This is a genomic window from Aeromonas sp. 604282 (genome assembly GCF_049170575.1).
In the GTDB taxonomy this organism is placed as follows: domain Bacteria; phylum Pseudomonadota; class Gammaproteobacteria; order Enterobacterales; family Aeromonadaceae; genus Aeromonas; species Aeromonas veronii_A.
This window is the reverse complement of the sequence record NZ_JAAKMV010000002.1, coordinates 103449-123394: the sequence shown is the minus strand read 5'-3', so window position 1 is coordinate 123394 and position 19946 is coordinate 103449. Positions and strand designations below refer to the sequence as shown.

The 19946-nt window shown below is 63.0% G+C and carries 24 protein-coding genes; 15 read left to right on the top strand and 9 right to left on the bottom strand.

Annotated elements, in window-relative coordinates:
- Positions 1 to 34: 34 nt before the first annotated feature.
- On the top strand, positions 35 to 502 hold the full coding sequence (locus G5367_RS03665; protein WP_107682341.1) for a hypothetical protein: 468 nt from the start codon (positions 35 to 37) through the stop codon (positions 500 to 502).
- 163 nt (positions 503 to 665) lie between these two features.
- Positions 666 to 1034, top strand: a complete 369-nt coding sequence (locus tag G5367_RS03660) for a VOC family protein (protein ID WP_421243874.1) — start codon at positions 666 to 668, stop codon at positions 1032 to 1034.
- Between the two features lie 122 nt (positions 1035 to 1156).
- Here the strand turns inward: G5367_RS03660 and G5367_RS03655 are convergent, their stop codons facing one another.
- On the bottom strand, positions 1157 to 2737 hold the full coding sequence (locus G5367_RS03655) for an alpha/beta hydrolase (RefSeq protein WP_421206472.1): 1581 nt from the start codon (positions 2735 to 2737) through the stop codon (positions 1157 to 1159).
- A 343-nt stretch (positions 2738 to 3080) separates the two neighbouring features.
- Between G5367_RS03655 and G5367_RS03650 the strand changes: the two genes are divergently transcribed.
- Positions 3081 to 3203, top strand: a complete 123-nt coding sequence (locus G5367_RS03650) for a hypothetical protein (protein WP_421243873.1) — start codon at positions 3081 to 3083, stop codon at positions 3201 to 3203.
- Positions 3193 to 4209 (top strand): 23S rRNA pseudouridine(2604) synthase RluF, encoded by a 1017-nt coding sequence (gene rluF, locus G5367_RS03645; RefSeq protein WP_421243872.1) that lies wholly within the window; start codon positions 3193 to 3195, stop codon positions 4207 to 4209. The genes G5367_RS03650 and rluF overlap by 11 nt, the downstream gene beginning before the upstream one ends.
- Positions 4210 to 4276: 67 nt before the next feature.
- Here the strand turns inward: rluF and G5367_RS03640 are convergent, their stop codons facing one another.
- Both G5367_RS03640 and G5367_RS03635 read right to left on the bottom strand, forming a co-directional pair.
- A complete protein-coding gene (locus G5367_RS03640) occupies positions 4277 to 5551 on the bottom strand; it encodes a cyanate transporter (RefSeq protein WP_421243871.1) in 1275 nt (424 codons plus the stop codon).
- Positions 5544 to 6074: a nucleoside deaminase gene (locus tag G5367_RS03635; RefSeq protein WP_279491854.1), complete on the bottom strand. Its 531-nt coding sequence runs from the start codon at positions 6072 to 6074 to the stop codon at positions 5544 to 5546. Before G5367_RS03635 ends, G5367_RS03640 begins: the two co-directional genes overlap by 8 nt.
- A gap of 109 nt (positions 6075 to 6183) precedes the next feature.
- Between G5367_RS03635 and G5367_RS03630 the strand changes: the two genes are divergently transcribed.
- Positions 6184 to 7026 (top strand): LysR family transcriptional regulator, encoded by an 843-nt coding sequence (locus G5367_RS03630; protein WP_421243870.1) that lies wholly within the window; start codon positions 6184 to 6186, stop codon positions 7024 to 7026.
- A 47-nt stretch (positions 7027 to 7073) separates the two neighbouring features.
- On the opposite strand, the gene rsmS is transcribed toward G5367_RS03630, so the two are convergent.
- From rsmS to G5367_RS03615, 3 genes are all read right to left on the bottom strand, one after another.
- Complete coding sequence (gene rsmS / locus G5367_RS03625) at positions 7074 to 7229, bottom strand: pleiotropic regulatory protein RsmS (protein ID WP_076493688.1); 156 nt, start codon at positions 7227 to 7229, stop codon at positions 7074 to 7076.
- A 96-nt stretch (positions 7230 to 7325) separates the two neighbouring features.
- Positions 7326 to 7796: an acyl-CoA thioesterase gene (locus G5367_RS03620; RefSeq protein WP_216963462.1), complete on the bottom strand. Its 471-nt coding sequence runs from the start codon at positions 7794 to 7796 to the stop codon at positions 7326 to 7328.
- Positions 7797 to 7816: 20 nt separating this feature from the next.
- Entirely contained in the window at positions 7817 to 8119 is a 303-nt protein-coding gene (locus G5367_RS03615; protein ID WP_337072758.1) for a hypothetical protein, read from the bottom strand.
- Between the two features lie 141 nt (positions 8120 to 8260).
- Here G5367_RS03615 and G5367_RS03610 point away from each other — a divergent pair, with 141 nt between their 5' ends.
- Entirely contained in the window at positions 8261 to 8899 is a 639-nt protein-coding gene (locus tag G5367_RS03610) for a tellurite resistance TerB family protein (RefSeq protein ID WP_139690650.1), read from the top strand.
- A gap of 154 nt (positions 8900 to 9053) precedes the next feature.
- A complete protein-coding gene (locus G5367_RS03605; RefSeq protein ID WP_421243869.1) occupies positions 9054 to 9512 on the top strand; it encodes a GNAT family N-acetyltransferase in 459 nt (152 codons plus the stop codon).
- 93 nt (positions 9513 to 9605) lie between these two features.
- Here the strand turns inward: G5367_RS03605 and G5367_RS03600 are convergent, their stop codons facing one another.
- Positions 9606 to 11021 carry a PLP-dependent aminotransferase family protein gene (locus tag G5367_RS03600; RefSeq protein ID WP_115544541.1) on the bottom strand — a complete coding sequence of 472 codons (1416 nt, stop codon included), beginning with the start codon at positions 11019 to 11021 and terminating at the stop codon, positions 9606 to 9608.
- A gap of 122 nt (positions 11022 to 11143) precedes the next feature.
- On the opposite strand from G5367_RS03600, the gene G5367_RS03595 reads away from it, so the two are divergent.
- The 8 genes from G5367_RS03595 to G5367_RS03560 all read left to right on the top strand — a co-directional run bounded on the left by G5367_RS03595 (position 11144) and on the right by G5367_RS03560 (position 17628).
- Complete coding sequence (locus G5367_RS03595) at positions 11144 to 12715, top strand: cytochrome ubiquinol oxidase subunit I (protein ID WP_421243868.1); 1572 nt, start codon at positions 11144 to 11146, stop codon at positions 12713 to 12715.
- On the top strand, positions 12715 to 13854 hold the full coding sequence (cydB, locus tag G5367_RS03590) for a cytochrome d ubiquinol oxidase subunit II (protein WP_139462118.1): 1140 nt from the start codon (positions 12715 to 12717) through the stop codon (positions 13852 to 13854). The genes G5367_RS03595 and cydB overlap by 1 nt, the downstream gene beginning before the upstream one ends.
- Positions 13855 to 13870: 16 nt before the next feature.
- Positions 13871 to 13981, top strand: a complete 111-nt coding sequence (gene cydX / locus G5367_RS03585; protein ID WP_005337572.1) for a cytochrome bd-I oxidase subunit CydX — start codon at positions 13871 to 13873, stop codon at positions 13979 to 13981.
- Between the two features lie 131 nt (positions 13982 to 14112).
- Positions 14113 to 15072 carry an MBL fold metallo-hydrolase gene (locus tag G5367_RS03580; protein ID WP_201995463.1) on the top strand — a complete coding sequence of 320 codons (960 nt, stop codon included), beginning with the start codon at positions 14113 to 14115 and terminating at the stop codon, positions 15070 to 15072.
- Positions 15065 to 15391 carry a hypothetical protein gene (locus G5367_RS03575; protein ID WP_213386993.1) on the top strand — a complete coding sequence of 109 codons (327 nt, stop codon included), beginning with the start codon at positions 15065 to 15067 and terminating at the stop codon, positions 15389 to 15391. Before G5367_RS03580 ends, G5367_RS03575 begins: the two co-directional genes overlap by 8 nt.
- Positions 15379 to 16236 carry a DUF692 domain-containing protein gene (locus G5367_RS03570; protein ID WP_421243867.1) on the top strand — a complete coding sequence of 286 codons (858 nt, stop codon included), beginning with the start codon at positions 15379 to 15381 and terminating at the stop codon, positions 16234 to 16236. The genes G5367_RS03575 and G5367_RS03570 overlap by 13 nt, the downstream gene beginning before the upstream one ends.
- The gene (locus tag G5367_RS03565) at positions 16229 to 17023 is read left to right on the top strand and encodes a DUF2063 domain-containing protein (RefSeq protein WP_421243866.1); all 795 of its coding nucleotides are present in this window, start codon (positions 16229 to 16231) and stop codon (positions 17021 to 17023) included. Before G5367_RS03570 ends, G5367_RS03565 begins: the two co-directional genes overlap by 8 nt.
- Entirely contained in the window at positions 17020 to 17628 is a 609-nt protein-coding gene (locus G5367_RS03560) for a DoxX family protein (RefSeq protein WP_041208529.1), read from the top strand. The genes G5367_RS03565 and G5367_RS03560 overlap by 4 nt, the downstream gene beginning before the upstream one ends.
- A gap of 97 nt (positions 17629 to 17725) precedes the next feature.
- Here the strand turns inward: G5367_RS03560 and G5367_RS03555 are convergent, their stop codons facing one another.
- Both G5367_RS03555 and G5367_RS03550 read right to left on the bottom strand, forming a co-directional pair.
- Positions 17726 to 18397 (bottom strand): NAD(P)H-dependent oxidoreductase, encoded by a 672-nt coding sequence (locus G5367_RS03555; RefSeq protein WP_139411956.1) that lies wholly within the window; start codon positions 18395 to 18397, stop codon positions 17726 to 17728.
- Positions 18398 to 18552: 155 nt separating this feature from the next.
- Positions 18553 to 19731 carry an MFS transporter gene (locus G5367_RS03550; protein ID WP_421243865.1) on the bottom strand — a complete coding sequence of 393 codons (1179 nt, stop codon included), beginning with the start codon at positions 19729 to 19731 and terminating at the stop codon, positions 18553 to 18555.
- Between the last annotated feature and the right edge of the window lie 215 nt (positions 19732 to 19946).

Here is a 19946-nt window from a genome sequence, read left to right as displayed (position 1 = left end):
AAAGCCCGGCAGTGACAACCACAGGGAGGTGGTGATGGATCCGGTTTCCTATCTTTTTTCGGCTTATCTCAATCTGGTACAGCAGCAGGTTGCGGATATCTATGGCACTGAGGCCAAGACGCTGGTGGTGCAGTATGAGGGGGAGTCGGTCCCGTTCTCTTTTCAGCTGTGGCAGATCCAGCAGCCGAGCGTTTGTCGTCCCTACCAGCAGGATGTTCGGCGTTTTAGCCAGTGCACGGTCAAGGCGTCCGCCCTGTTTCACAAGCTGTGCGATGACTTGACCCGGCAGGATGACAGCAGTTGGCAACTGCCCAAATTTCGCACCATGTACTGCTCGGCGGCCATCAGTTATCGGCCGATGATTGCAGAGATTGGGGATGCCAAGCAGAGTCCTGCCAAGCTGGCGGAGCGCGCCTGCAATCAGGCGATTCTGGCGGCAATGGACAGTGACGATGAAGCCCTGCTGGCCCAGCGGGAGAAAGCGTGCGCAGCGGTGCAGTAAAGCGAATTTATCTGACCAGATCATTTGCGCTCGCTTTGCGCGTCACGACACACATGGGCTTCCCCTTGCCGGGTATGATGGGGTTGCCCGCCGTGGCGGCAACAGCCGGATGTTTGCGGGTATATGCCGGTCACATCAGCCAGATCACCACCAGGAGGTAACCATGATCAGCCATATCGACCATCTGGTATTGACGGTCAGTGATATCGAACGGGCCGTGGAATTTTACAGCTCGGTGCTCAATATGGAGGCCATTACCTTCGGTGCGGGGCGCCGGGCGGTAGGGTTTGGCAACCAGAAGATCAATCTGCAACTGCTGGGGCAGGAGCCGCGCAATCTGGCGCAGGTGGGGTCGGGAGATGTCTGCCTTATCACCCGCTGGCCGCTGGAGCAGGTGATGGCCCAGCTTGCCTGCCACGGGGTGGAGATTGTCGAGGGGCCGGTGACCAAAAGCGGTGCCTGCGGGCCGATAGAATCTGTCTACTTCCTCGACCCTGACCAGAACCTGATAGAAGTCAGCATCTATCCCTGAGCCCACCAAGTCATCACTCCCATCGCCATCATCAATAGAAAGGGGCCGTCAATTGACGGCCCCTTTCTTGTATCGCCATCGACCCAGCGCCAGTGGCTCTTTGCCGATACTCCAGAAATGCCCTAGAAAGGCGCGCTGCTCTCGTCGCTCTCCTGTAAAAACTGCTCCACTTCTGCCTGATAGGCCGCATCAGGTTGACCGCTGCTGGCAGGGGTTACGGCGGCAGACGGGGCGACGGGAGGGGCGATGAGAGTCTCCATCACCCGCTGCTGCAGATAGGGGTAGAAGGGGTTGGAGGAGGTGCGGGTGAGGGCGCCGGGGTTGACGATCAGCACGCCGCGCTCGCCACGCAGGGCCAGACCACCGAGGTTGATGCCGTATTGCTCCCGCTGCTGCGGGCGCGCTGCCATGCCATAGAGGGGGTCGTCCATCGGGAAGGGGAGCGCCACATGGGAGAGGGAGTAGATCTCCTTGGGATAGTCGATGCCCAGCGGGCGGACCTGCTCAGGCTGGTCTGCGCTGGCCAGCGTTCTGGCCTGCGTCGCGGGGGAGGTTGGCTCGACATTACCCACCACGGTGAGGCGATAGTGCCCGGGGGCGTTTGGCAGCAAGCGGTGCAGCGCCAGCTCTGAGGCCGAGCTCATCAGCGGGCCAAACAGGGTGCTGCGGTTGATATCAAACAGCACCAGTTCGCTGCCGTTGGCCGGCAGGTAGTGATAGAGATCGGCAATGATGGAGCGGGTGCTGACGGTGTAGTCCATCACCGACTGGAAGGTGAGGGCGGGGGGAAATGCCTCCAGCTCGCCACTGGCGGCCAGCTGGCGCACCTGCTGCTGGATTGCGTGGGTCAGGCGGTAGGACTGGCGCGCGCCGTTGACCGGGAACGAGTTGTACTTGAACGGGTTGAACTCCGGCATGGTGTCGAGCCAGGCGGCGTTGGCAAAGGCGGGCAGCAGGGCAGGCACGGCCTTGATCCCGGCGAAGCGGGCAAAGCGGGTCACCCCGATCATCGGGGAGATCAGCACCAGCCGATCCGGTTTTGCCAGCGTGCCGCTCGGGTCGGCCAACGCATCGAGCGCATATTTCACCGCCAGCGCGCCGCCGTTGGAAAAGCCCACCAGATGCAGCGGCCGCTTGCCCGGTGCCAGCAATCTGGCCTCCCGCACCGCCAGTCGGGTGGCGGCCAGCCAGGTTTCCCAATCCACATCTACGAGGCCAGCGGGCACTGTGCCGTGGCCGGGGATCCTCAGCCCCAGCGCGATAAAGCCCTGCTGCTGATAGCGTCTAGCCAGATGGCGCAGGCTGTAGGGGGAGTCGGTCAGGCCGTGCAGCAGCACCGCTACCCCTTTGGCTTCCCCCTCGGGGCGCAGCAGGTAGGAGCGGTTCCAGTTCTGCTGAAAGCGGGCGGGATTGATGGGGGCGTCCTGATAGTAGCGATTGCTGGCCAGTTGCTGCTCCGGCGGCGTCTTGGCGACTACCTCGGTGGCCACCAGCTCGAACAGCTCTGCTTCGCGGGCCAGATAGGCTTGCCAGTCGCTGCTGTCGAGCTCATCGGCACTGAGTTCGGGGGGCACCACTGTGTGCCACAGCTGCAGCGGCGCTGCCTGCCAGGCGAAGTAGGCGATCACCGCCCATGCGGTCAGCAACAGCAGCAACAGGGTCAGCAGAGCACGGCGAACAAGGCGGCGAGTGTGAGCCAGCATGGTGCAATCCTTGGCGATAGAGGTGAAGCCGCATTTGGGCGGGCGAGTTCGGCGCAGCACATTGGGCGCGGCCAACCGGCTTAAAGCCTAATGGAAACAAGGTGATATGTATAGTTGATGGCGTTCGGCCGCGCTGGCTGTGGGAGCCGGATCCCGCCGTTGGCATCAGGCTGGTTGTTCAAAGGCGGCATCGCGGGCCATCCGGCGGCGTGAACTTGTCCGCAGATGCCGCTTGGGCGCGCGACCTTGCAACTATCTGCCCCTGAAAGAGGGCAATTATGCTACTGTAGCGGCGTTTTTTGATGGATAAGCTGGCATTGGCCTTTTTTGAAGATGGAATGGTATGCAGAACTTTGACGTAGTGAATTGGCTGATGCAGCAGACAGCCTCCCCGGCGCAGCCGGAACAGGCAATGGCACAACCGGGCGCGACCCAGATCCTGTGGCAGGTAACTCATGCTGGCTAACGAATCCATGCGCCTGAACAAATACATCAGCGAGAGCGGTATCTGCTCGCGCCGCGAGGCCGACCGCTTTATCGAGCAGGGCCACGTCTTTATCAACGGCAAGCGCGCCGGGATCGGCGATCAGGTGCAGGTTGGCGATCTGGTCAAGGTGAACGGTCAGGTGATCGAGCCGCGCGAGGCGGACAGTCTGGTGCTGATCGCCCTCAACAAGCCGGTGGGCATCGTCAGTACCACAGAGGCGGGCGAGAAGGACAATATCGTCGATTTCGTCAACCACAGCACCCGGGTCTTCCCCATCGGGCGGCTCGACAAGGATTCGCAGGGTCTGATCTTCCTCACCAACCACGGCGATCTGGTCAACAAGATCCTGCGGGCGGGCAACGATCACGAGAAAGAGTATCTGGTGACCGTCGACAAGCCGGTGACCGACGAGTTTGTGCGCGGCATGGCGGCCGGGGTGCCGATCCTCGGTACTGTCACCAAGAAGTGCAAGGTGAAGAAAGAGGCGCCGTTCGTCTTTCGCATCACCCTGGTGCAGGGGCTTAACCGCCAGATCCGCCGCATGTGCGAGCACTTCGGTTTTGAAGTGACCAAGCTGGAGCGCATTCGCATCATGAACGTCAGCCTCAAGGGGCTGCCGGTGGGCGAGTGGCGCGATCTGACCGACGACGAGCTGATCGATCTGTTCAAGCTGATTGAGGACTCCTCCTCCGAGGTGAAACCGGCCAAAGGCGACAAACCGAAGGCGGCCAAGGCTCCTGCGGCGCAAACCGCCAAGCCGGCCCAAGGCAAGAAGCCGCGCCGCGATGATGATCACGAGATTGGCGGGCGCCCCAATGTGCCGGGCCCGGAAGCCTTCGAGAAGAAGCTGCCGGTGGGCAAGGGTGGCGCGGGCAAAGGTGCTGCCAACAGGGGCGGTGCTGGCAAAGGGGCTCCCAAGGGAGGCAAACCGGCCGCTGGCAAGCCGCGCACCGCTAACACAGGGCGGCAGAAGAAGGGGCGCTGAGTTGCCCCTCTGAGTGGCGTCAGCCTACCTTGTCATCCCCAACACTGTTATCCCCAACACACCGGCCTTAGGCCGGTGTGTTGCTTTGGGCCGCAGAGTCGGTTGGGAGGGGCGCTGAAAGGGTCGGTTCGCTGGCGGTCGGTAACCGCATGACGCGAGGGTAGTGGCGCGGGTCGAGGCGCAGCACCAGCAGGCTCATCAGCAGCAAGCCTCCCAGTTGCCACTGCCAGGCGGCCGCAAAATCGCCCACATAGTGATAGAGCCGTGCCGCCACCCAGGGGCCGGTGGCCGCCAGCATAAAGCCGAATCCCTGCATCAGGGCGCTCAGGGTGCCCGCGCGGCGCGGGTCGGGCAGGTGATCGAGCGCAATCACCATGATCAGCGAAAAGCTGCCGCCAAGACCGGCACCGCACAGCATACACCAGAGAATGGGGGCACTGGCTGGCGCCAGCCAGAGGCCGCCGAATCCCGCCAGCTGCATGGCGATGGCAAGGCCCATCCAGGGTCGTCGATCCAGACTGCGCGCCGCCAGCAGCGGCAAGCCGAGACCGCTGGCGGTCTGCGCCAGTGCCAGCCAGGCGACCAGCCCGCCAGCCTGTGCAGCGTTCCAGCCCTGCGCCATATAGGCGGGGGCCAGCCAGGCCACCACGATGCCGTAGCCGCTGTTAATGATGCCAAAGCAGACGATCAGCAACCAGCTGCGGGGCAGGGTGATCAGCCGTTGCTCGCCGTGGGGAATGGCGACCGCTGCGGTGTTTGGCAGACGCACTTTCCACCCTAGCCAGACGAGGGCCAGCAGCACCGGCAGGCTCCAGAGCGCCAGTGCCCGCGACCAGTCGAGGCTGACTGCAAGCCTTGGGGTGAGACTGGCCCCCAATGCCCCGCCCCCCATCATGCAGGCAGAGAAGATCCCCATCACCAGCGGCACCTTGTGGGCGAAGGCCTGCTTGATCAGTGCCGGCAGCACCCCCTGCACCAGTGCCGACCCCAATCCACACAGCGCCGCGCTGGCGATCAGCAAGGCACCGCTTTGGGCATCGAAGCGCATAGCGCTGCCAACGCCGAGCAGCAACAGGGCCAGCCCCAGCAGTTGGCACGCACTGGCGCGCCGACGCAGGCTGGGAGTGAGCAGCACGCCAATCCCGATGAGCCAGAGCGGCAGCAGGGTAAGCCAGGCGAGGGTGTCCATCCCCAGCGACAGGGCGCGGCCAATCTCGCCGCTCAGCGGGCCGATGGCGGTAAGAAAGGGGCGCAGATTCAGGCCAGTCAGGATCACCAGCACCAGCAGGGCAAACTGCTGGCGGCGCGCTTCTGCCGGGCGTTCGAAAGTCCCTTTACTCATGATCAGGCGCTGCTTGTGTGGCTTGTTGTAACTGGGAGCCGTAGAGATCTGCCGCCGTCATGGTGACGGCCAGTTTGACCAGTGGCAGAGGTGGCGGTGCCAGCGGCAGCCCCAGCTTTTGATAAGCGGCGGTGCTGTCAAAGTCGAACGGCGCCGCATCGGCGTTATCAAAGGCGTAATAGACGGCGGCGATGCCGTTCATCACCAGCGCGCCGAGGCACATGGGGCAGGGGTGACCGCTGGCATAGACGATGCTGCCCGCGAGCGGCGCGCTCTGGCTTGCCTTGCGCAGCGCCTCCAGCTCGGCGTGACGGGTGGGATCGCCATCCAGATGAATGCCGTTGACCGCGCTCGCCACCAGCTGGTCATCGCGCACCAGCAGGGCGGCGAAGGGGCGACCGCCCTGCCGGTGATTTGCTCTGGCCAGTTGCACCGCCTGCTCCAGCCATTGTCGGTGAGTCTGGAGTGAGGTTGATGGGGTGAGCGAGCGAAGAGGGGTAGACGCTACAAGAGGCTGTGACATGATGAAAAACCCTGATTTGACAGAACAAATGCCAGCCTAGCGGCGAAAAAAGTCATTTGGAAATTAAATGATAGAATGAGTTTCAGTGGTTTTGTAAATGGAGCGCCCCATGCTAGATCCCCTGTTACTGCGCAGTTTTGTCGCCATTATCGACACCGGCAGCTTTACCCGCGCCGGTGAACGGGTCCATCTGACCCAATCCACCATCAGCCAGCAGATCCGCCGCCTTGAGCAGCAGCTTGGCTGCCCACTGCTGGATCGCGCTGGCCGTCAGGTGGTGGCGACGGCGGAGGGGGAAAAATTGCTGGGGCTGGCCCGCCGCATTCTGGCGCTGCTGGCACAGGCCGAGGAGCAGGTGAGCGAGGGGAGCGTGTCCCTCAGCCTCGGGGTGCCGGAGGATTTCGCCACAGGGGCCATTACCCCGGTGCTGGCCGCCTTTGCCCGCGACTACCCCGAGGTGCGGTTGGAGGTGGAGAGCGGTCTGAGCCACCACATCTGGCAGCGCTTCGCTGCGGGGGAGCTGGATCTGGCGCTGGTCAAACAGACGCGGGGGCAGGGTTCGCCCCTTGCCAGCTGGCGCGAGCCGCTGGTGTGGGTAGATAGCCGCGACTGGCCCGCCCGGGAACGGGATCCGCTGCCGCTGGTGGTGTTCCCGAGCGAAGGGCTCTATCGGCGCCAGATGACCGAGGCGCTCGATGGTCTGGGGCGGCGTTGGCGTATCGCCTATGTCAGCGCCAGCCTCGCCAGTTTGCAGGGGGCGGTGAGCGCGGGGATCGGGGTGAGCTTGCTGCCCAAACGGCTGATGCCCGCCGATCAGCTGGCCCTGACCCAGTGGCCCAAGGTGGCGCCGGTGGAGCTGGCGCTCCATGCCGGGGGAAGCGGGAGCGAGCCGCTCACCCGCTTGAGTGCGGCCCTAATCGCCCTCTGTGACGAGGTGATGGGGCCGCAGTGAGTGGCTATGTGGTGAAAAACTGAAGTCGGAAAGATAAAACGGGGGGATCAGTGATCCTTCCCCTCCGCCAGCTTGCGCTCGTAGTCATTTTTTACGATGGTCAGCGCCGCCAGCACCAGCTCGGGGGCCAGCTCATTGGTTTCCAGCAGTTCAATTAGATCCACCGCGAGTTTCACCTCGGGCGGGGCAGTTTCCAGTGACATGGGCAGGGTTCCGGTTGCGGGAAGAGGGGGGGATTATACAGGGGCGCCGCCGCAGGCCGAAAGCGCCCGCTGTATCGGGAAGGGGAATCACCAAGGTCAGAGGTGCTGGCGCATCTCCTTGTCGATCTCCTCGCGCAGGGCGATCAGCTTTTTGGCGTACTGCTGCAACTGCAGATCGCTCTCGCTCACCGGCTGCCACTGGGGCACTGGGGTCGGCTTGCCGTGCTCATCCATCGCCACGAAGATGATGATGCAGTGGGTGGTTTTGTGGCGCTCGGTCTCGGTGGGATGGCGGCTGTAGACATCCACCGCCAGATGCATGCTGGTGGTGCCGGTGTGGATCACCTGGGCGTGCACCTCTACCAGTTGGCCAATCTGGATGGGGCGCAAAAAGCGGATCCCCCCTACATAGACGGTCACCGCATAGCCGCCACACCAGCCAGCGGCGCAGGCATAGCCCGCCTGATCGATCCACTTCATCACCATGCCGCCATGCACCTTGCCGCCGAAATTGACGTCGGAGGGTTCGGCCAGAAATTGCAGGGTCAGTTCGCGGGGGGGGATCATGCTCTCTCCTTGGTTCGGGGTCATTGGCGGTAGCTCTTGCGGTAGGCGTCAGCCTGTTGGCAGGGGGGCAGGTTGTTGAGGTCTGGCCGCTTGTTGCCCTCGCGCTGGCCGAAGTTGGCGAACTCCTGCTGACACTTGTCGGCCTTGCCGCCCTCCTTGATGCAGGCGTCGATCCGCTGTTGCTTGCCCTGCTCGACCAGTTGCTGCTGAGCTTGCTGGCAGGCGGCATCCAGCTTGGCCTGCTGGGCTGAGCGATCCAGCTCGCTGGCGGCACTGGCAGTGCCGCACAACAGCAGAACCACGAAAGGGGTGATGATGCGCATCCTGATGCTCCTTGTTGACCTGTTTCAGGTATACCGCGAATGGCGGCAGGATGCACAGGGGACGGCGCAATAATGGGGCCCATTCACTCTTGGTTCATCAGTCTGGCGCCAGCATGGGCCGAACAATAGCGAGGTGCCACGATGAAACAGATGCTGGAACAGTTGTTGGGGGCTGGCAAAGGCTGGCTCAACGAAGGCGGCGACAAGCGCAAGGGGCAGATGCAGGGAGCGCTGGCCGGTGGCGCGCTCGGTCTGCTGCTGGGCAATAAAAAAGTGCGCAAATATGGCGGCAAGGCCGCTGCCGTGGGCGGCGCGGCGGCCCTTGGCGGGCTGGCCTACAAGCTCTATCAGGATTGGCAGGCCCAGCAGGCGGCACCCGCCCAGCCTACCCATCCCGTCAGTACCCTGGAAGGCAATGCGCTGGATGCCCGCGCGGCACTCTTGGTGCGTGCCATGGTGGCGGCAGCCCGGGCCGATGGCCATATCGACGGCGCCGAGCGCCAGAAAATTCAGGAGTACCTGACCGAACAGGGTCAGAGCGATGTGGCCCGCTGGATTGACGCCGAGCTGGCCCGTCCCCTCGATCCCCATGCGCTGGCGCGGGAAGTGACCGACATGGAGCTGGCCACCGAGGTCTATCTCGCCTCCCTGCTCGCCATCGAGGTGGATCACTTTATGGAGCGAGGCTATCTCGACGAACTGGCGCGCGCCCTCAAGCTCGATGACAACCTCAAGGGGAGCATCGAGCGGCAGGTGGCCCAGCTTAACGCCCCCGCTTGATATCCCTCATCGCCATGGATTGCCGATAACGCCCCGCTCAAGGGGCGTTGTTGTTTCTGCTGCCCGCCAAAAGATACGGATGAGCCTATTTGGATTGCGGGGCACAGCCCCTAAGATGGCGCAGGACCATCACCATTTTTGCAAGGAGCAACCGTTGGAGATACGCAAGGCAAGCGAACTGGATATCGACGCCATTGTCGAGCTGAACCGGCAGATTGGAGAGCTCCACCATCAGCACTATCCCGAGGTGTTCTGCCCGCCGTCACCAGAGGAGCGGGCATTTTTGCTCGATGCCATTGACGCCGAAGGGCGTCTGTTCTGCGTTGCCGAGCAGGATGGCAGGGTGGTGGGCTTTTTGACGGCGCGGATAGACATCAATGAGAGCGTGCCTTTTCTCACCCGTGCGCCGATCTGCCGCATTGGCTCGGTGGTGGTGGATGAGCAGCACCGCTCCCGCGGGATTGGCAAGGCGCTGATCGCCCATTGCGATGAGTGGGCCAAGGCCCGTGATGCTCAGCAAATCCGGCTGGAGGTGATGGCCTTCAATGAGCGTGCCAAAGCGCTCTACGAGGCGCTGGGCTTCAAGGTGCAGTCGCAGATCATGGCCAGATAACCAGTTTCTGATGGCGAGCCAAGGCGCGTCACTCCCCAACTACAAAGGCCCGTTGCGGGCCTTTGTTCGTTTCGCCAGCGGCTCCTTGCCTCGTTACTTTTCACCGAGCTGCGCGGCAATCAGCGCGGCCAGTCGGGTGAGGGCCTGCTCCAGCTGTTCGCTCCAGGGATGGGAGCTGTTGAGGCGCAGGCAGTGGTTGTGTTGCCCCTGACTGGAGAAGAGCGCGCCGGGGGCCACTGAAAAACCGCTGCCCAGAGCCTTGGCGTGCAGGGCGCGGCTGTCGAAATGGGCAGGCAGTGCCAGCCAGAGAAAGTAGCCGCCATCGGGGGAGGAGATCCGCACCTCGTCCGGCAACAACCGTTGCAGGGCCGCTCGCATCTGCTGCTGGCGCTGGGCCAGGGTGTGGCGCAGGCGGCGAAAGTGGGCATCGACCCCGCCCTGGCGCAGCATCTCGGCCAGCGCCAGCTGGCTCGGTACATTGGTGGAGAGGGTGGACATCAGTTGCAACCGCTGCACCCGCTCGGCATGGGGCCCCGCCACCACCCAGCCGACCCGAAAGCCCGGCGCCAGACACTTGGAAAAGGAGCTGCAGAGCAGGCTGTCGCCACGCTGATCCCAGTGGCGGATCGGCTTGGGGCGTTCGCGGCCAAAGTAGACCTCGGCATAGACGTCATCCTCCACCAGCGGCACCCCATGGCTGTTGAGCAGCGCCATCAGCTGCGCTTTGTGACCATCCGGCATGGTGTGGCCCAGCGGGTGCTGCACATTGCCCATCAGCCAGCACGCCTTGACCGGAATGCGGGTGAGGGCGTCGGCCAGCAGGTCGAGGTCGATGCCTACCCCCGGAATGACCGGGATCTCCACCGCCTTGAGTTTCAGCCGCTCGATGGCCTGCAGGGCGCCATAGAAGGTGGGGGACTCCACCACCACCCAGTCACCGGGCTCGGTCAGCACCTGCAGGCTGAGGGAGAGCGCCTCCATGGCGCCGGTGGTGATGATGATCTCCTGCGGATTGACCGCCACCCCGTCACTGGCGTAGCGCTGGGCGATGGCGCGGCGCAGCGCTTCGTTGCCGGGGGGCAGGTCGGCCACCGTGCTGAAGGGATCGAGCTTGCGCATGCAGCTGGCCAGTGCCCGCCCGAGCTGGGGATGGGGGAACAGGGTAGGGTCTGCTACCGACATGCCAAGGGGCACCAGATCCCGCGATTTGCTCGCCTGCAACACCTCGAACACCAGATCGTTGATATCCACCGAGCCGCTGTAGTGGGTCTGGCTCGGGGTGTGCTGCACGACCTGTGGTGAGGCGGCTTTGACGTAGTAGCCGGACTGGGGGCGGGCGAGGATCCGCCCCTGACTTTCGAGCAGTTGATAGGCCTGCAACACCGTCATGGGGCTGAGCCCGTGGGTCTTGCAGCTCTGGCGAATGGAGGGGATGCGCTCCCCCGGTTGCCAGATGCCATCGTCAATCTGGCTTTGCAGGCGGTCGGCCAACTGCTGGTAAAGGGACATGATCTGGATCAACTGTTATAGGTGTAATTCAATATAACTGCATCTGTTATAGGTGTCATGCTCCGTGATGTACTTGTCACGCACGAAACGTGCAAGGCAAATACAACAAAAGAGAGTGACGCATGATCAATCCGGATGACGTGGTCAGCCTGTCTCGCCTGCAATTTGGCGCCACGGCCCTGTTCCACTTCCTGTTTGTGCCCCTCACGCTGGGGCTGTCCTGGATCCTGGTGATCGCCGAGTCGGCTTATGTGATGACCGGCAAGGTGATCTATCAGGACATCACCCGTTTCTGGGGCAAACTGTTTGGCATCAACTTCGTCATGGGGGTCACCACGGGGATCACCATGGAGTTTCAGTTCGGCACCAACTGGGCTTACTACTCCCACTATGTGGGGGACATCTTCGGTACCCCGCTGGCCATCGAGGGGCTGATGGCCTTCTTTCTCGAATCGACCCTGGTGGGGCTCTTCTTCTTCGGTTGGGACAAGCTCTCCCGCGGCAAGCACCTGCTGGTGACCATGCTGGTGGCGCTCGGCTCCAATCTCTCGGCGCTCTGGATCCTGATCGGCAACGGCTGGATGCAAAACCCGGTGGGGGCCGAGTTCAACCTGCTGACCCAGCGCATGGAGCTGGTGGATATCGCCGCCGTGCTGTTCAACCCGGTGGCGCAGGTGAAGTTCGTTCACACCGTCGCGGCGGGCTATGTGGCGGCCTCCATGTTTGTGATGGGGGTGAGCAGCTGGTATCTGCTGTGCAAGACCGAGGTGCAGTTTGCCCTGCGCTCTTTTGCCATCGCCTCCGGCTTCGGACTGGCGGCCATCCTCTCGGTCATCGTGCTCGGGGATGAGTCGGGCTATCGCACCGGCGAGGTGCAGAAGGTGAAGCTCGCCGCCATCGAGGCGGAGTGGGAGACCGAGCCGGCACCAGCTTCCTTTACCCTGTTCGGCTTCCCGGATCAGCAGGCGCAGACCACCCATGCCGCCATCAAGATCCCGTATCTGATGGGGATCATCGCCACCCGCTCCATCGACGAGGCGGTGACCGGCCTCAAGGATATCAAGGTGCAGAACGAGGCACGCATTCGCAGCGGCATGGTGGCGGCAGAGGCCCTCGACCAGATCCGTCGGGGCGATGACAGCCCGGCCAACCGCGCTCGCTTCGAGCAGCACGGCAAGGATCTCGGCTACGGCATGCTCCTGACCCCCTATGCCAGCAATATCGCCAAGGCCGGTGAGGCAGAGATTGCCAAGGCGGTCGATGACTCCATCCCGCCGGTGGCACCGCTGTTCTGGGGCTTTCGGGTGATGGTGGGGCTTGGCGTCACCATGCTGGGGCTGATGGTAGTGAGCTTTGTCCAGCTCTGCCGCAACCGGCTGCAAGACTCACCGCGCCTGCTCAAGACCCTGCTCTGGAGCATTCCGCTGCCCTGGATTGCCATCGAGGCGGGCTGGCTGGTGGCCGAGCTTGGCCGTCAACCCTGGACCATCAGCGACGTGCTGCCGGTCTCGGCCTCGGTCTCTTTGCTTCAGCCGGGCCAACTCTGGTTCAGCCTCATCGCCATCTGTTCCATCTACACCCTGTTGCTGGTGGTGGAGCTGTTCCTGTTGCGCCATGTGATCCGCAAGGGGCCCGCCATTCTCCATACCGGCCGCTACAGCGGTGAACAACCCGAACTTGCGAGGATCGCCTGATGGATTACGCAACCCTGAAACTCATCTGGTGGGCGCTGGTGCTCTTCATGATGGTCGGTTTTATCGTGATGGATGGCTTCGATCTCGGCATCGCCATGCTGCTGCCGGTGGTGTCGAAAGATGACGATGACCGCCGTCTGGTGATCAACAGCGTGGGGCCGGTGTGGGAGGGTAATCAGGTGTGGCTGATTGCCGGTGCCGGTGCCCTGTTCGCCGCCTGGCCGCTGGTTTATGCCGCCGCCTTCTCGGGGCTTTACATCCCCATGGTGGTGCTGCTGCTCGGGCTATTTTTGCGTCCGGTCGGCTTTGACTATCGCAGCAAGCTGGCCGATCCGGTGTGGCGCCGCTGGTGGGATCGGGCGCTGGTGGCCGGTGGCCTGATACCGGCGCTCATCCTCGGTGCGGCTATCGGTCTGGTGATGGAGGGGCTGCCGTTTCGCTTCGACACGGCGCTGCGTCTGCACTATGGCGCGTTCGACTTCCACTGGGGCTGGCTGCTCTCGGTGCTGGCCACCGCCATCAGCCTGTTGCTGCTGCACGGCGCCGGTTTTCTGCAAGCCAAGGTGACCGGCACCCCTGCGCTGCGCGCACGGGGGATCGCCATCCTGCTGGCCCCGCTGGTGAGCCTCTGCTACCTGCTGGCCGGCTGGCATCTGGTGGATCTGCAAGGGTTTCAGCTGACCGGTGTCGGCACACAACCCTTTGACCCGAATGCTGCCATCAGCCCGCTGATGAAGGGGGTGATCCCCCACGCCGGAGGCTGGCTGCGCAACTACTTTGACTATCCGCTGCTGTGGCTGGTGCCGATCATCGGGGCGCTGGCGCCGCTGGTGAGCGGGATTGCCTCCTGGCTGGAGCGGGGCCGGATTGCGCTGCTGGCCAGCGCCATCGCCTGCGCCGCCATGCTCTGCTCGGTGGCCATCGCCCTGTTCCCCTTCGTGCTGCCCTCATCCCTCGATGCGGTCAGCAGCCTGACCCTGTGGGACAGCACCTCCAGCTACAAGACCCTTGCCATCATGTTCGGCCTCGTGCTGGTGCTGATGCCGGTCAACCTGGGCTACACCGGCTGGGTCTATCGGGTGGTGCGCGGCAAGCTCGACCGTGCCCGCATCAAGCGCGACAGCCATCAACTCTACTGACCTCAAGGGATCTGCTATGTGGTACTTCACCTGGATTTTGGGCCTCGGATTCGCCCTGCTGCTGGGCCTGTGCAACCTGCTCTGGCTGGAAGCGCGCTGGCAGGCGGACGAACGGGACGGTAACTGACGGCGGGGCTCGCGCCCCTCCCGATGGCCGGTGGCTGGCGCTTCACTCGTCGCCATCGGCCCCTCTCTTCCCCTCTTTAAACGACACAAACGACACACTTTCAACCGACAACCAACCGACAGGTAATTGTGATGAAACAGAGATTGAAAGCGGTGGCGCTGGCCATCGGGTGCGCGCTCACCGTCGCCCCGGCCTGTGCCGAACCGGTACAACTGACGCCACTGGATAAAACCTTCACCCTGCAGGTGCTCGGCAGTGGCGGCCCCATCTCCGACGACCTGCGTGCCTCCTCCAGCGAGGTGATCTGGTGGAAGGGGAAATCCCGCATCCTGATCGATGCCGGTGGCGGCGTCTACCTGCGCTTCGGCCAGGCGGGGGCCAAGCTCGAAGAGGTCGATTTTATCGGCATCACCCACTTTCACACCGACCATGTGACCGACCTGCCCGCCCTGCTCAAGGGGGCCTACTTCTTCGAGCGCAGCGATCCGCTGGATCTGGCGGGGCCACAAGCCGGCTCGGCCTTCCCCAGCATGAGCGGCTACTTTGATGCCCTCTTCAACAAGGAGAAGGGCGCTTATGCCTACTTGAGCGGCTTCAAGGATGGCACCGATGGCCTCTTCCCCATCACCTTGCACGATGTGCCCTACCAGAGCCCGCAGCCCCACACCGTCTATCAGCAGGATGGGCTGACCATCACCGCACTCGGCATCCCTCACGGTGACGTGCCCTGTCTGGCCTATCGCATCGAGAGCGCCGAGGGAACCATCGTTATCTCGGCGGATCAGAACGGCAGCAACCCGGCCTTTGTGCCGTTTGCCAAGGGGGCCGACATTCTGGTGATGCCGCTCGCCATCCACGAAGGGGCCGACCCTGTCTCCGCCTCGCTTCACGCCAAGCCGTCGGTGGTGGCCAAGATTGCCGCCGAGGTGAACCCCAAGCTGCTGGTGCTCAACCACTGGATGGGGGTTGGCCTCAATCACAAGAAAGAGGCGATGGCCATCGTCAAACAGCAGTTCCACGGTCAGATCGTGGCCGCCCGCGATCTCTCCAGCTACCCCGTTTCATCCGTCAAGGAGTCCGCTCATGAGTAACTCAAGCAGCAACAAAACCAACAAACTGACCCTCTCCATCGCCATGACCAGCCTGATTGCCCTGACCCCGGGACTGGCGCTGGCGGCCACCCCGAGCGATGCACCGGTCAAGGCCGCCCCCAGCGAACAGCACGGCGGCAAGTGCGCGGCGGGCAAGTGCGGCACCGAGAAGCGCTTTGAAAAGCAGGCCCTCGACAGTGATCCGCAGGGGCGGCTGGTGCGCGCTCGCGATGGCAAGTGTGGCGTGGCGGGCGAGGGGATTGATGGCAATACATCCAGCAAGGGCAGCAAGATGACGGAGGGGGTATGCGGCCAATAAGCTCCCGCAGTCGGGGGATCGGGCTGCGCCAGGAGCATCTGGATGCGCTCTGCTCCGGCCCCGTCCGCCCCGGCATCGACTTTCTCGAGCTGGCGCCGGAGAACTGGATGGCCATCGGCGGCGCCAAGCGGGCGCAGCTGCATCAGCTGGCCGAGCGTTACCCGCTGGTGGCCCACGGCCTCAGCCTCTCCCTCGGCGATTGCCAGCCCCTCAATCGCACCCTGCTCAGCCAGATCCGCACCTTTCTGGATGAGTTCGGCATAGAGATCTACAGCGAGCATTTGAGCTTTTCCCGCGACCAGCAGGGGTATCTTTACGAACTGCTACCGGTGCCGCGGCAGTGGGAGAACATCCCCTATCTGGCCGAGCGGATCGCGCAGGTGCAGGATGCGCTGGCCCGCCCGCTGGTGCTGGAAAATATCTCCTACTACCACGGCTATGACCACGAGATGCCGGAGGAGGATTTTCTCGCCGAGCTGGTGGCGCGCAGCGGCTGCGAGCTGCTGCTCGATATCAACAACGTCTTTGTGAACAGCCGCAACCACGGTTACTGCCCCAAGCGGATGATCGCCGGGCTGCCGGGCAGTGCGATCCGCTATTTCCATATCGCCGGTCATCTGGAAGAGGCGGATGGCACTTTATTAGATACCCACGGCAAACCGGTGTGCGAGGCGGTGGTGGCGCTGGCCCGTTATACGGTGCAGACCCATGGCCTGCGCCCCCTGCTGCTGGAGCGGGATCACCATCTACCACCGCTGGCAGAGCTGGAGGCCGAGCTGGCACGGGTGCACGGCGCCTGTTGCGAGGCGATCGACAGTCAGGTGCGGGAGGTGCGCTATGGATAGACGGTTATCTCTTATCAGCACGTCCAAAACGGCGCCGCAGCGGATGCAGCAGCAGACCGCCTGGCTGGCGAGCCGGGTGCGGCTGCCGCAGGATGGCATCGCCAGCCACTATGCCCGCAGCGTGCGAGCCAATGTGGAGTCGGTGCTGGAGAGCGCCTTTGCGCTCACCCACGCTCACTGGGCGCCGGTGGACAGAGGGCTGCTGGTGGAGGGGTTTGTCATCGCGCACGGCGCCGAGGCCCCCGAGTTTCACCATATCGCCACCGAGTTTGTCCGCTATGTGCAGCATCGCCACCGCGAAGGCACCCTCAACTGGCCCAGGCAGCGGCTGGCGCTGCTGGAGTATGAGTGGGCCTGCCTCTGTGTCGAGATTGATGAAGGGGTGGTGCCGCAAGTTATATCGGGGGTTGAGGTGACGGCGGAGAGTCCACTTCTGCTCAATCCCACCCTGCAACTGCTTGAACTCCCCTTTGCCATCCGTCGCAGCGGCGTGGTGCCGACCCGGCAGGGCAGCCACTTTTATGGCCTGTTTCGCAGCCCGGATCATCAGGTGGTGACCCAGCGGCTGCGCGAATGGGATGTGGCGCTGATCCAGTTGCTGCAACAGCAGCCTGGGATCACTCAAGCCGCGTTCCAGCAACAGGTGCAACAGGTTCGCCGTGATTTTGATCTGACAGGGTGGGCACGCCATTTTTACCGGCTGGGTCTGCTGATCTTGTCCGTTGGCGAGCGCCAGTCTGGCGCGCCCTTGCCCCCATTTAGCAAACACCAAGGAGAATTCCCATGAACAACACCCTGATCCAGTGGTACGAGCGGGCGGTGGCCCAGTGCAAGCGGCTCGATTTTCTGGCCCTGCTGGCCATTCGCCTCTATCTCATTCCGGTCATCTATGTGGGGGCCCACTCCAAGGTGGTGGGCTTTGCTGGCACCGTCGCCTGGTTTGGCGCCCCGGTCTCGGAAGGGGGGCTCAACCTGCCGTTCCCGACCCTGCTCGCCTTTCTGGCGGCAGGTACCGAGGTGCTGGGCTGCATCTGCATCGCCCTTGGCCTCTTTACCCGCATCATGGCCATTCCCACCATCTTCCTGATGAGCGTGGCGAGCGCCATGGTGCACTGGAAGCACGGTTGGGACGCCATCGCTACTGGCAGCATGGAGGCCACTGTGCGCCTCAACGGCTTTATCGAGTGGCTGGCCGCCAACTTCCCCGGTCGCTACAACTACATCACCGAGCTCGGGGACCCCGTGATGCTCAACAACGGGATGGAGTTTGCCGCCACCTACTTCGTGATGCTGCTGGTGCTGCTGGTTTACGGCGGGGGCCGCTACGTCAGCCTCGACTACTGGCTCAAGCGGGCGGTGACCGGCAAAGCAGGCGTGCAACAGGCGGCATAAGACCCGCCAACGGATAACAAAAACCATAACGACAGAGCGTGAAAAACAGCGAGCGGCCGGGGGCCGCTCGCTGTTTTTGTGCTGTGGGGGGCAGCTGTTACTGGTAGCGGCCGACTGCGATGGGGGACTCCTGCTCAATCTGGCCAAGGCGCTCGGCCCACTGGGCGAGCCAGGCTTCCCGCTCTTCTTGCGAGACCCGCACCGGGGCATAACAGATATGGGGGCGCAGCACGTCGAAGCCGACAAATTGCAGGATCCCGCGCTGGATGGGGCGCAGCACCCCGTCGATATCGCCGTTGAAGCCGTCGGGCAGATAGGTCTCGGCAGGGCCGCCGGTGGTGAGGCTCAGCAGCGCCCGCTTGCCGCGAAATTTGCCGCTCTCGTATATATGGCCCTGACCATAGACCCGCCCCATGGCAAAGACTCTATCCACCCACCCCTTGAGGATGGCAGGCAGGCCAAACCACCAGAGCGGAAACTGGAAGATCAGCAGATCGGCCGCCTCCAGCTTTTGCATCTCCTGCTCCAGATGCGGGGCGAAGCTACCTTGCTCGGTGGCAGCCAGCTCTTCGAGTTGCAGCTTGAGAAAATCGGGATCGCTGGCGGCAGTGAAGTTGCGCCGATCCGAGACGGGGTCAAAGCCCATAGCATAGAGATCGCTGGTCATCACTGTGTGGCCCGCCTGCTCCAGCGCCCTGATGGCGTGGCAGAAGAGGGCACCGTTGAAACTTTTGGGTTCGGGATGGGCATAGACAATAAGCACCTTCATAACAGACTCCGTGGCAAATGATGCGAGGGTGACAGGCTTGGTTGCTGAAAAAGTTGCTGAAACAGTTGACGGGTTGGCGCTGTGTCACAGCATAGAAGCCTGCCGCACCGATTGCAGCAGGCGCCACGCCCTTGCGTGACGCCTGCTGGCGCAGCTTATGCCTGACAGGCGGCGAGCCGGAGGGCTTCGCGTCGCTCGCTGACATGGGTCAGCCCGTAGGCCAGCAGCACGATAAGAGCGCCGATCCAGGGGGTGTGCATCAGGCCGAGGTGCTCTACCACAAAACCACCAACCACAGATCCCAGCGCAATGCCGACGTTGAAGGCGGCAATATTGAGGCCCGATGCCACATCCACCACCTTGGGGGTGTGCAGCTCGGCCTGTTTCACCACCAGCACCTGCAGACCCGGCACGTTGCCGAAGGCAAAGGCGCCCCACACCAGCACGGTGAGCACGGCCAGCACCGGATGGGGGGCGGTGAAGGTGAGGGCCAGCAGCACCAGCGCCAGACCGGCAAACAGCAGCTTCAGCGCCGGCAATGGACCCATCTTGTCGGCCAGCTTGCCGCCCCAGATATTGCCGACGGCAACCGATACCCCGTAGACCAGCAGGATCAGGCTCACCGCACCGGCGCTAAAGCCACTCACCTGCTGCAGGATGGGGGCGAGGAAGGTAAACGCCGTGAAGGCGCCGCCATAACCGAGGGCGGTCTTGGCGTAGACCAGCAGCAGCGGCTTTTTGGTCAGTACCGAAAGCTGCTCGCGGATGGTCGAGGCTGCCCCCTTGGGCAGGTTGCCCGGGATCAGCAGCAGGCTGCCCACCATGGCGATGAGGCCGAGCAGGCTTACTACCAGAAAGGTTTCACGCCAGCCAAAGACCTGACCAATCCAGGTGCCGAGCGGTACGCCGGTTACCAGCGCCACGGTGAGGCCGCTGAACATGATGGCGATGGCGCTCGCCGCCTTCTCTTTGGCGACCAAGCCTGTGGCAATGGTGCTGCCCACTGAGAAGAAGACCCCGTGCGCCAGTCCGGTGAGGATGCGGGCCACGATCAGGCTCTCGTAACCTGGGGCCTGCCAGGCCAGCAGGTTGCCGGCGGTAAAGAGTGCCATCAGCCCTACCAGCAGCCACTTGCGCGGCACCTTGCCGGTGAGCGCCGTGAGCACAGGGGCGCCGATGGCAACCCCAAGGGCATAGAGGCTGACCAACAGGCCCGCCGAGGGAAGCGAGACATTGAGCTGCTCGGCTATGGTGGGGATAAGCCCCACGATCACAAATTCAGTGGTGCCGATCGCAAAGGCACTTAAGGTAAGGGCAAATAACGCCAGTGGCATAACAACTCCTTGGTTAGGGACTCCCGACGGGAGAATGGCGCCAGTATGCCGATGGGTTTTGTTGGCAAAAATGATGGCAACAGCAAATTACTTTTGCCAAATCAGCAGCAATGATAAGGCGTATCAGGCGGCAGGAACGGTTGAGAAAAGGACACCGGTAATCCGGGATAGAGGAAGTAACGACTAATAGGCTGATTTGGGTCATAAAGCCGTTT

Bases quoted from the DNA above. Each gene is read 5' to 3' on its own strand.
- G5367_RS03665 (WP_107682341.1), top strand. From the start codon at position 35: ATGGATCCGGTTTCCTATCTTTTTTCGGCTTATCTCAATCTGGTACAG.
- G5367_RS03660 (WP_421243874.1), top strand. From the start codon at position 666: ATGATCAGCCATATCGACCATCTGGTATTGACGGTCAGTGATATCGAA.
- G5367_RS03655 (WP_421206472.1), bottom strand. From the start codon at position 2,737: ATGCTGGCTCACACTCGCCGCCTTGTTCGCCGTGCTCTGCTGACCCTG.
- G5367_RS03650 (WP_421243873.1), top strand. From the start codon at position 3,081: ATGCAGAACTTTGACGTAGTGAATTGGCTGATGCAGCAGACAGCCTCC.
- rluF (WP_421243872.1), top strand. From the start codon at position 3,193: ATGCTGGCTAACGAATCCATGCGCCTGAACAAATACATCAGCGAGAGC.
- G5367_RS03640 (WP_421243871.1), bottom strand. From the start codon at position 5,551: ATGAGTAAAGGGACTTTCGAACGCCCGGCAGAAGCGCGCCGCCAGCAG.
- G5367_RS03635 (WP_279491854.1), bottom strand. From the start codon at position 6,074: ATGTCACAGCCTCTTGTAGCGTCTACCCCTCTTCGCTCGCTCACCCCA.
- G5367_RS03630 (WP_421243870.1), top strand. From the start codon at position 6,184: ATGCTAGATCCCCTGTTACTGCGCAGTTTTGTCGCCATTATCGACACC.
- rsmS (WP_076493688.1), bottom strand. From the start codon at position 7,229: ATGTCACTGGAAACTGCCCCGCCCGAGGTGAAACTCGCGGTGGATCTA.
- G5367_RS03620 (WP_216963462.1), bottom strand. From the start codon at position 7,796: ATGATCCCCCCCCGCGAACTGACCCTGCAATTTCTGGCCGAACCCTCC.
- G5367_RS03615 (WP_337072758.1), bottom strand. From the start codon at position 8,119: ATGCGCATCATCACCCCTTTCGTGGTTCTGCTGTTGTGCGGCACTGCC.
- G5367_RS03610 (WP_139690650.1), top strand. From the start codon at position 8,261: ATGAAACAGATGCTGGAACAGTTGTTGGGGGCTGGCAAAGGCTGGCTC.
- G5367_RS03600 (WP_115544541.1), bottom strand. From the start codon at position 11,021: ATGTCCCTTTACCAGCAGTTGGCCGACCGCCTGCAAAGCCAGATTGAC.
- G5367_RS03595 (WP_421243868.1), top strand. From the start codon at position 11,144: ATGATCAATCCGGATGACGTGGTCAGCCTGTCTCGCCTGCAATTTGGC.
- cydB (WP_139462118.1), top strand. From the start codon at position 12,715: ATGGATTACGCAACCCTGAAACTCATCTGGTGGGCGCTGGTGCTCTTC.
- cydX (WP_005337572.1), top strand. From the start codon at position 13,871: ATGTGGTACTTCACCTGGATTTTGGGCCTCGGATTCGCCCTGCTGCTG.
- G5367_RS03580 (WP_201995463.1), top strand. From the start codon at position 14,113: ATGAAACAGAGATTGAAAGCGGTGGCGCTGGCCATCGGGTGCGCGCTC.
- G5367_RS03575 (WP_213386993.1), top strand. From the start codon at position 15,065: ATGAGTAACTCAAGCAGCAACAAAACCAACAAACTGACCCTCTCCATC.
- G5367_RS03570 (WP_421243867.1), top strand. From the start codon at position 15,379: ATGCGGCCAATAAGCTCCCGCAGTCGGGGGATCGGGCTGCGCCAGGAG.
- G5367_RS03565 (WP_421243866.1), top strand. From the start codon at position 16,229: ATGGATAGACGGTTATCTCTTATCAGCACGTCCAAAACGGCGCCGCAG.
- G5367_RS03560 (WP_041208529.1), top strand. From the start codon at position 17,020: ATGAACAACACCCTGATCCAGTGGTACGAGCGGGCGGTGGCCCAGTGC.
- G5367_RS03555 (WP_139411956.1), bottom strand. From the start codon at position 18,397: ATGAAGGTGCTTATTGTCTATGCCCATCCCGAACCCAAAAGTTTCAAC.
- G5367_RS03550 (WP_421243865.1), bottom strand. From the start codon at position 19,731: ATGCCACTGGCGTTATTTGCCCTTACCTTAAGTGCCTTTGCGATCGGC.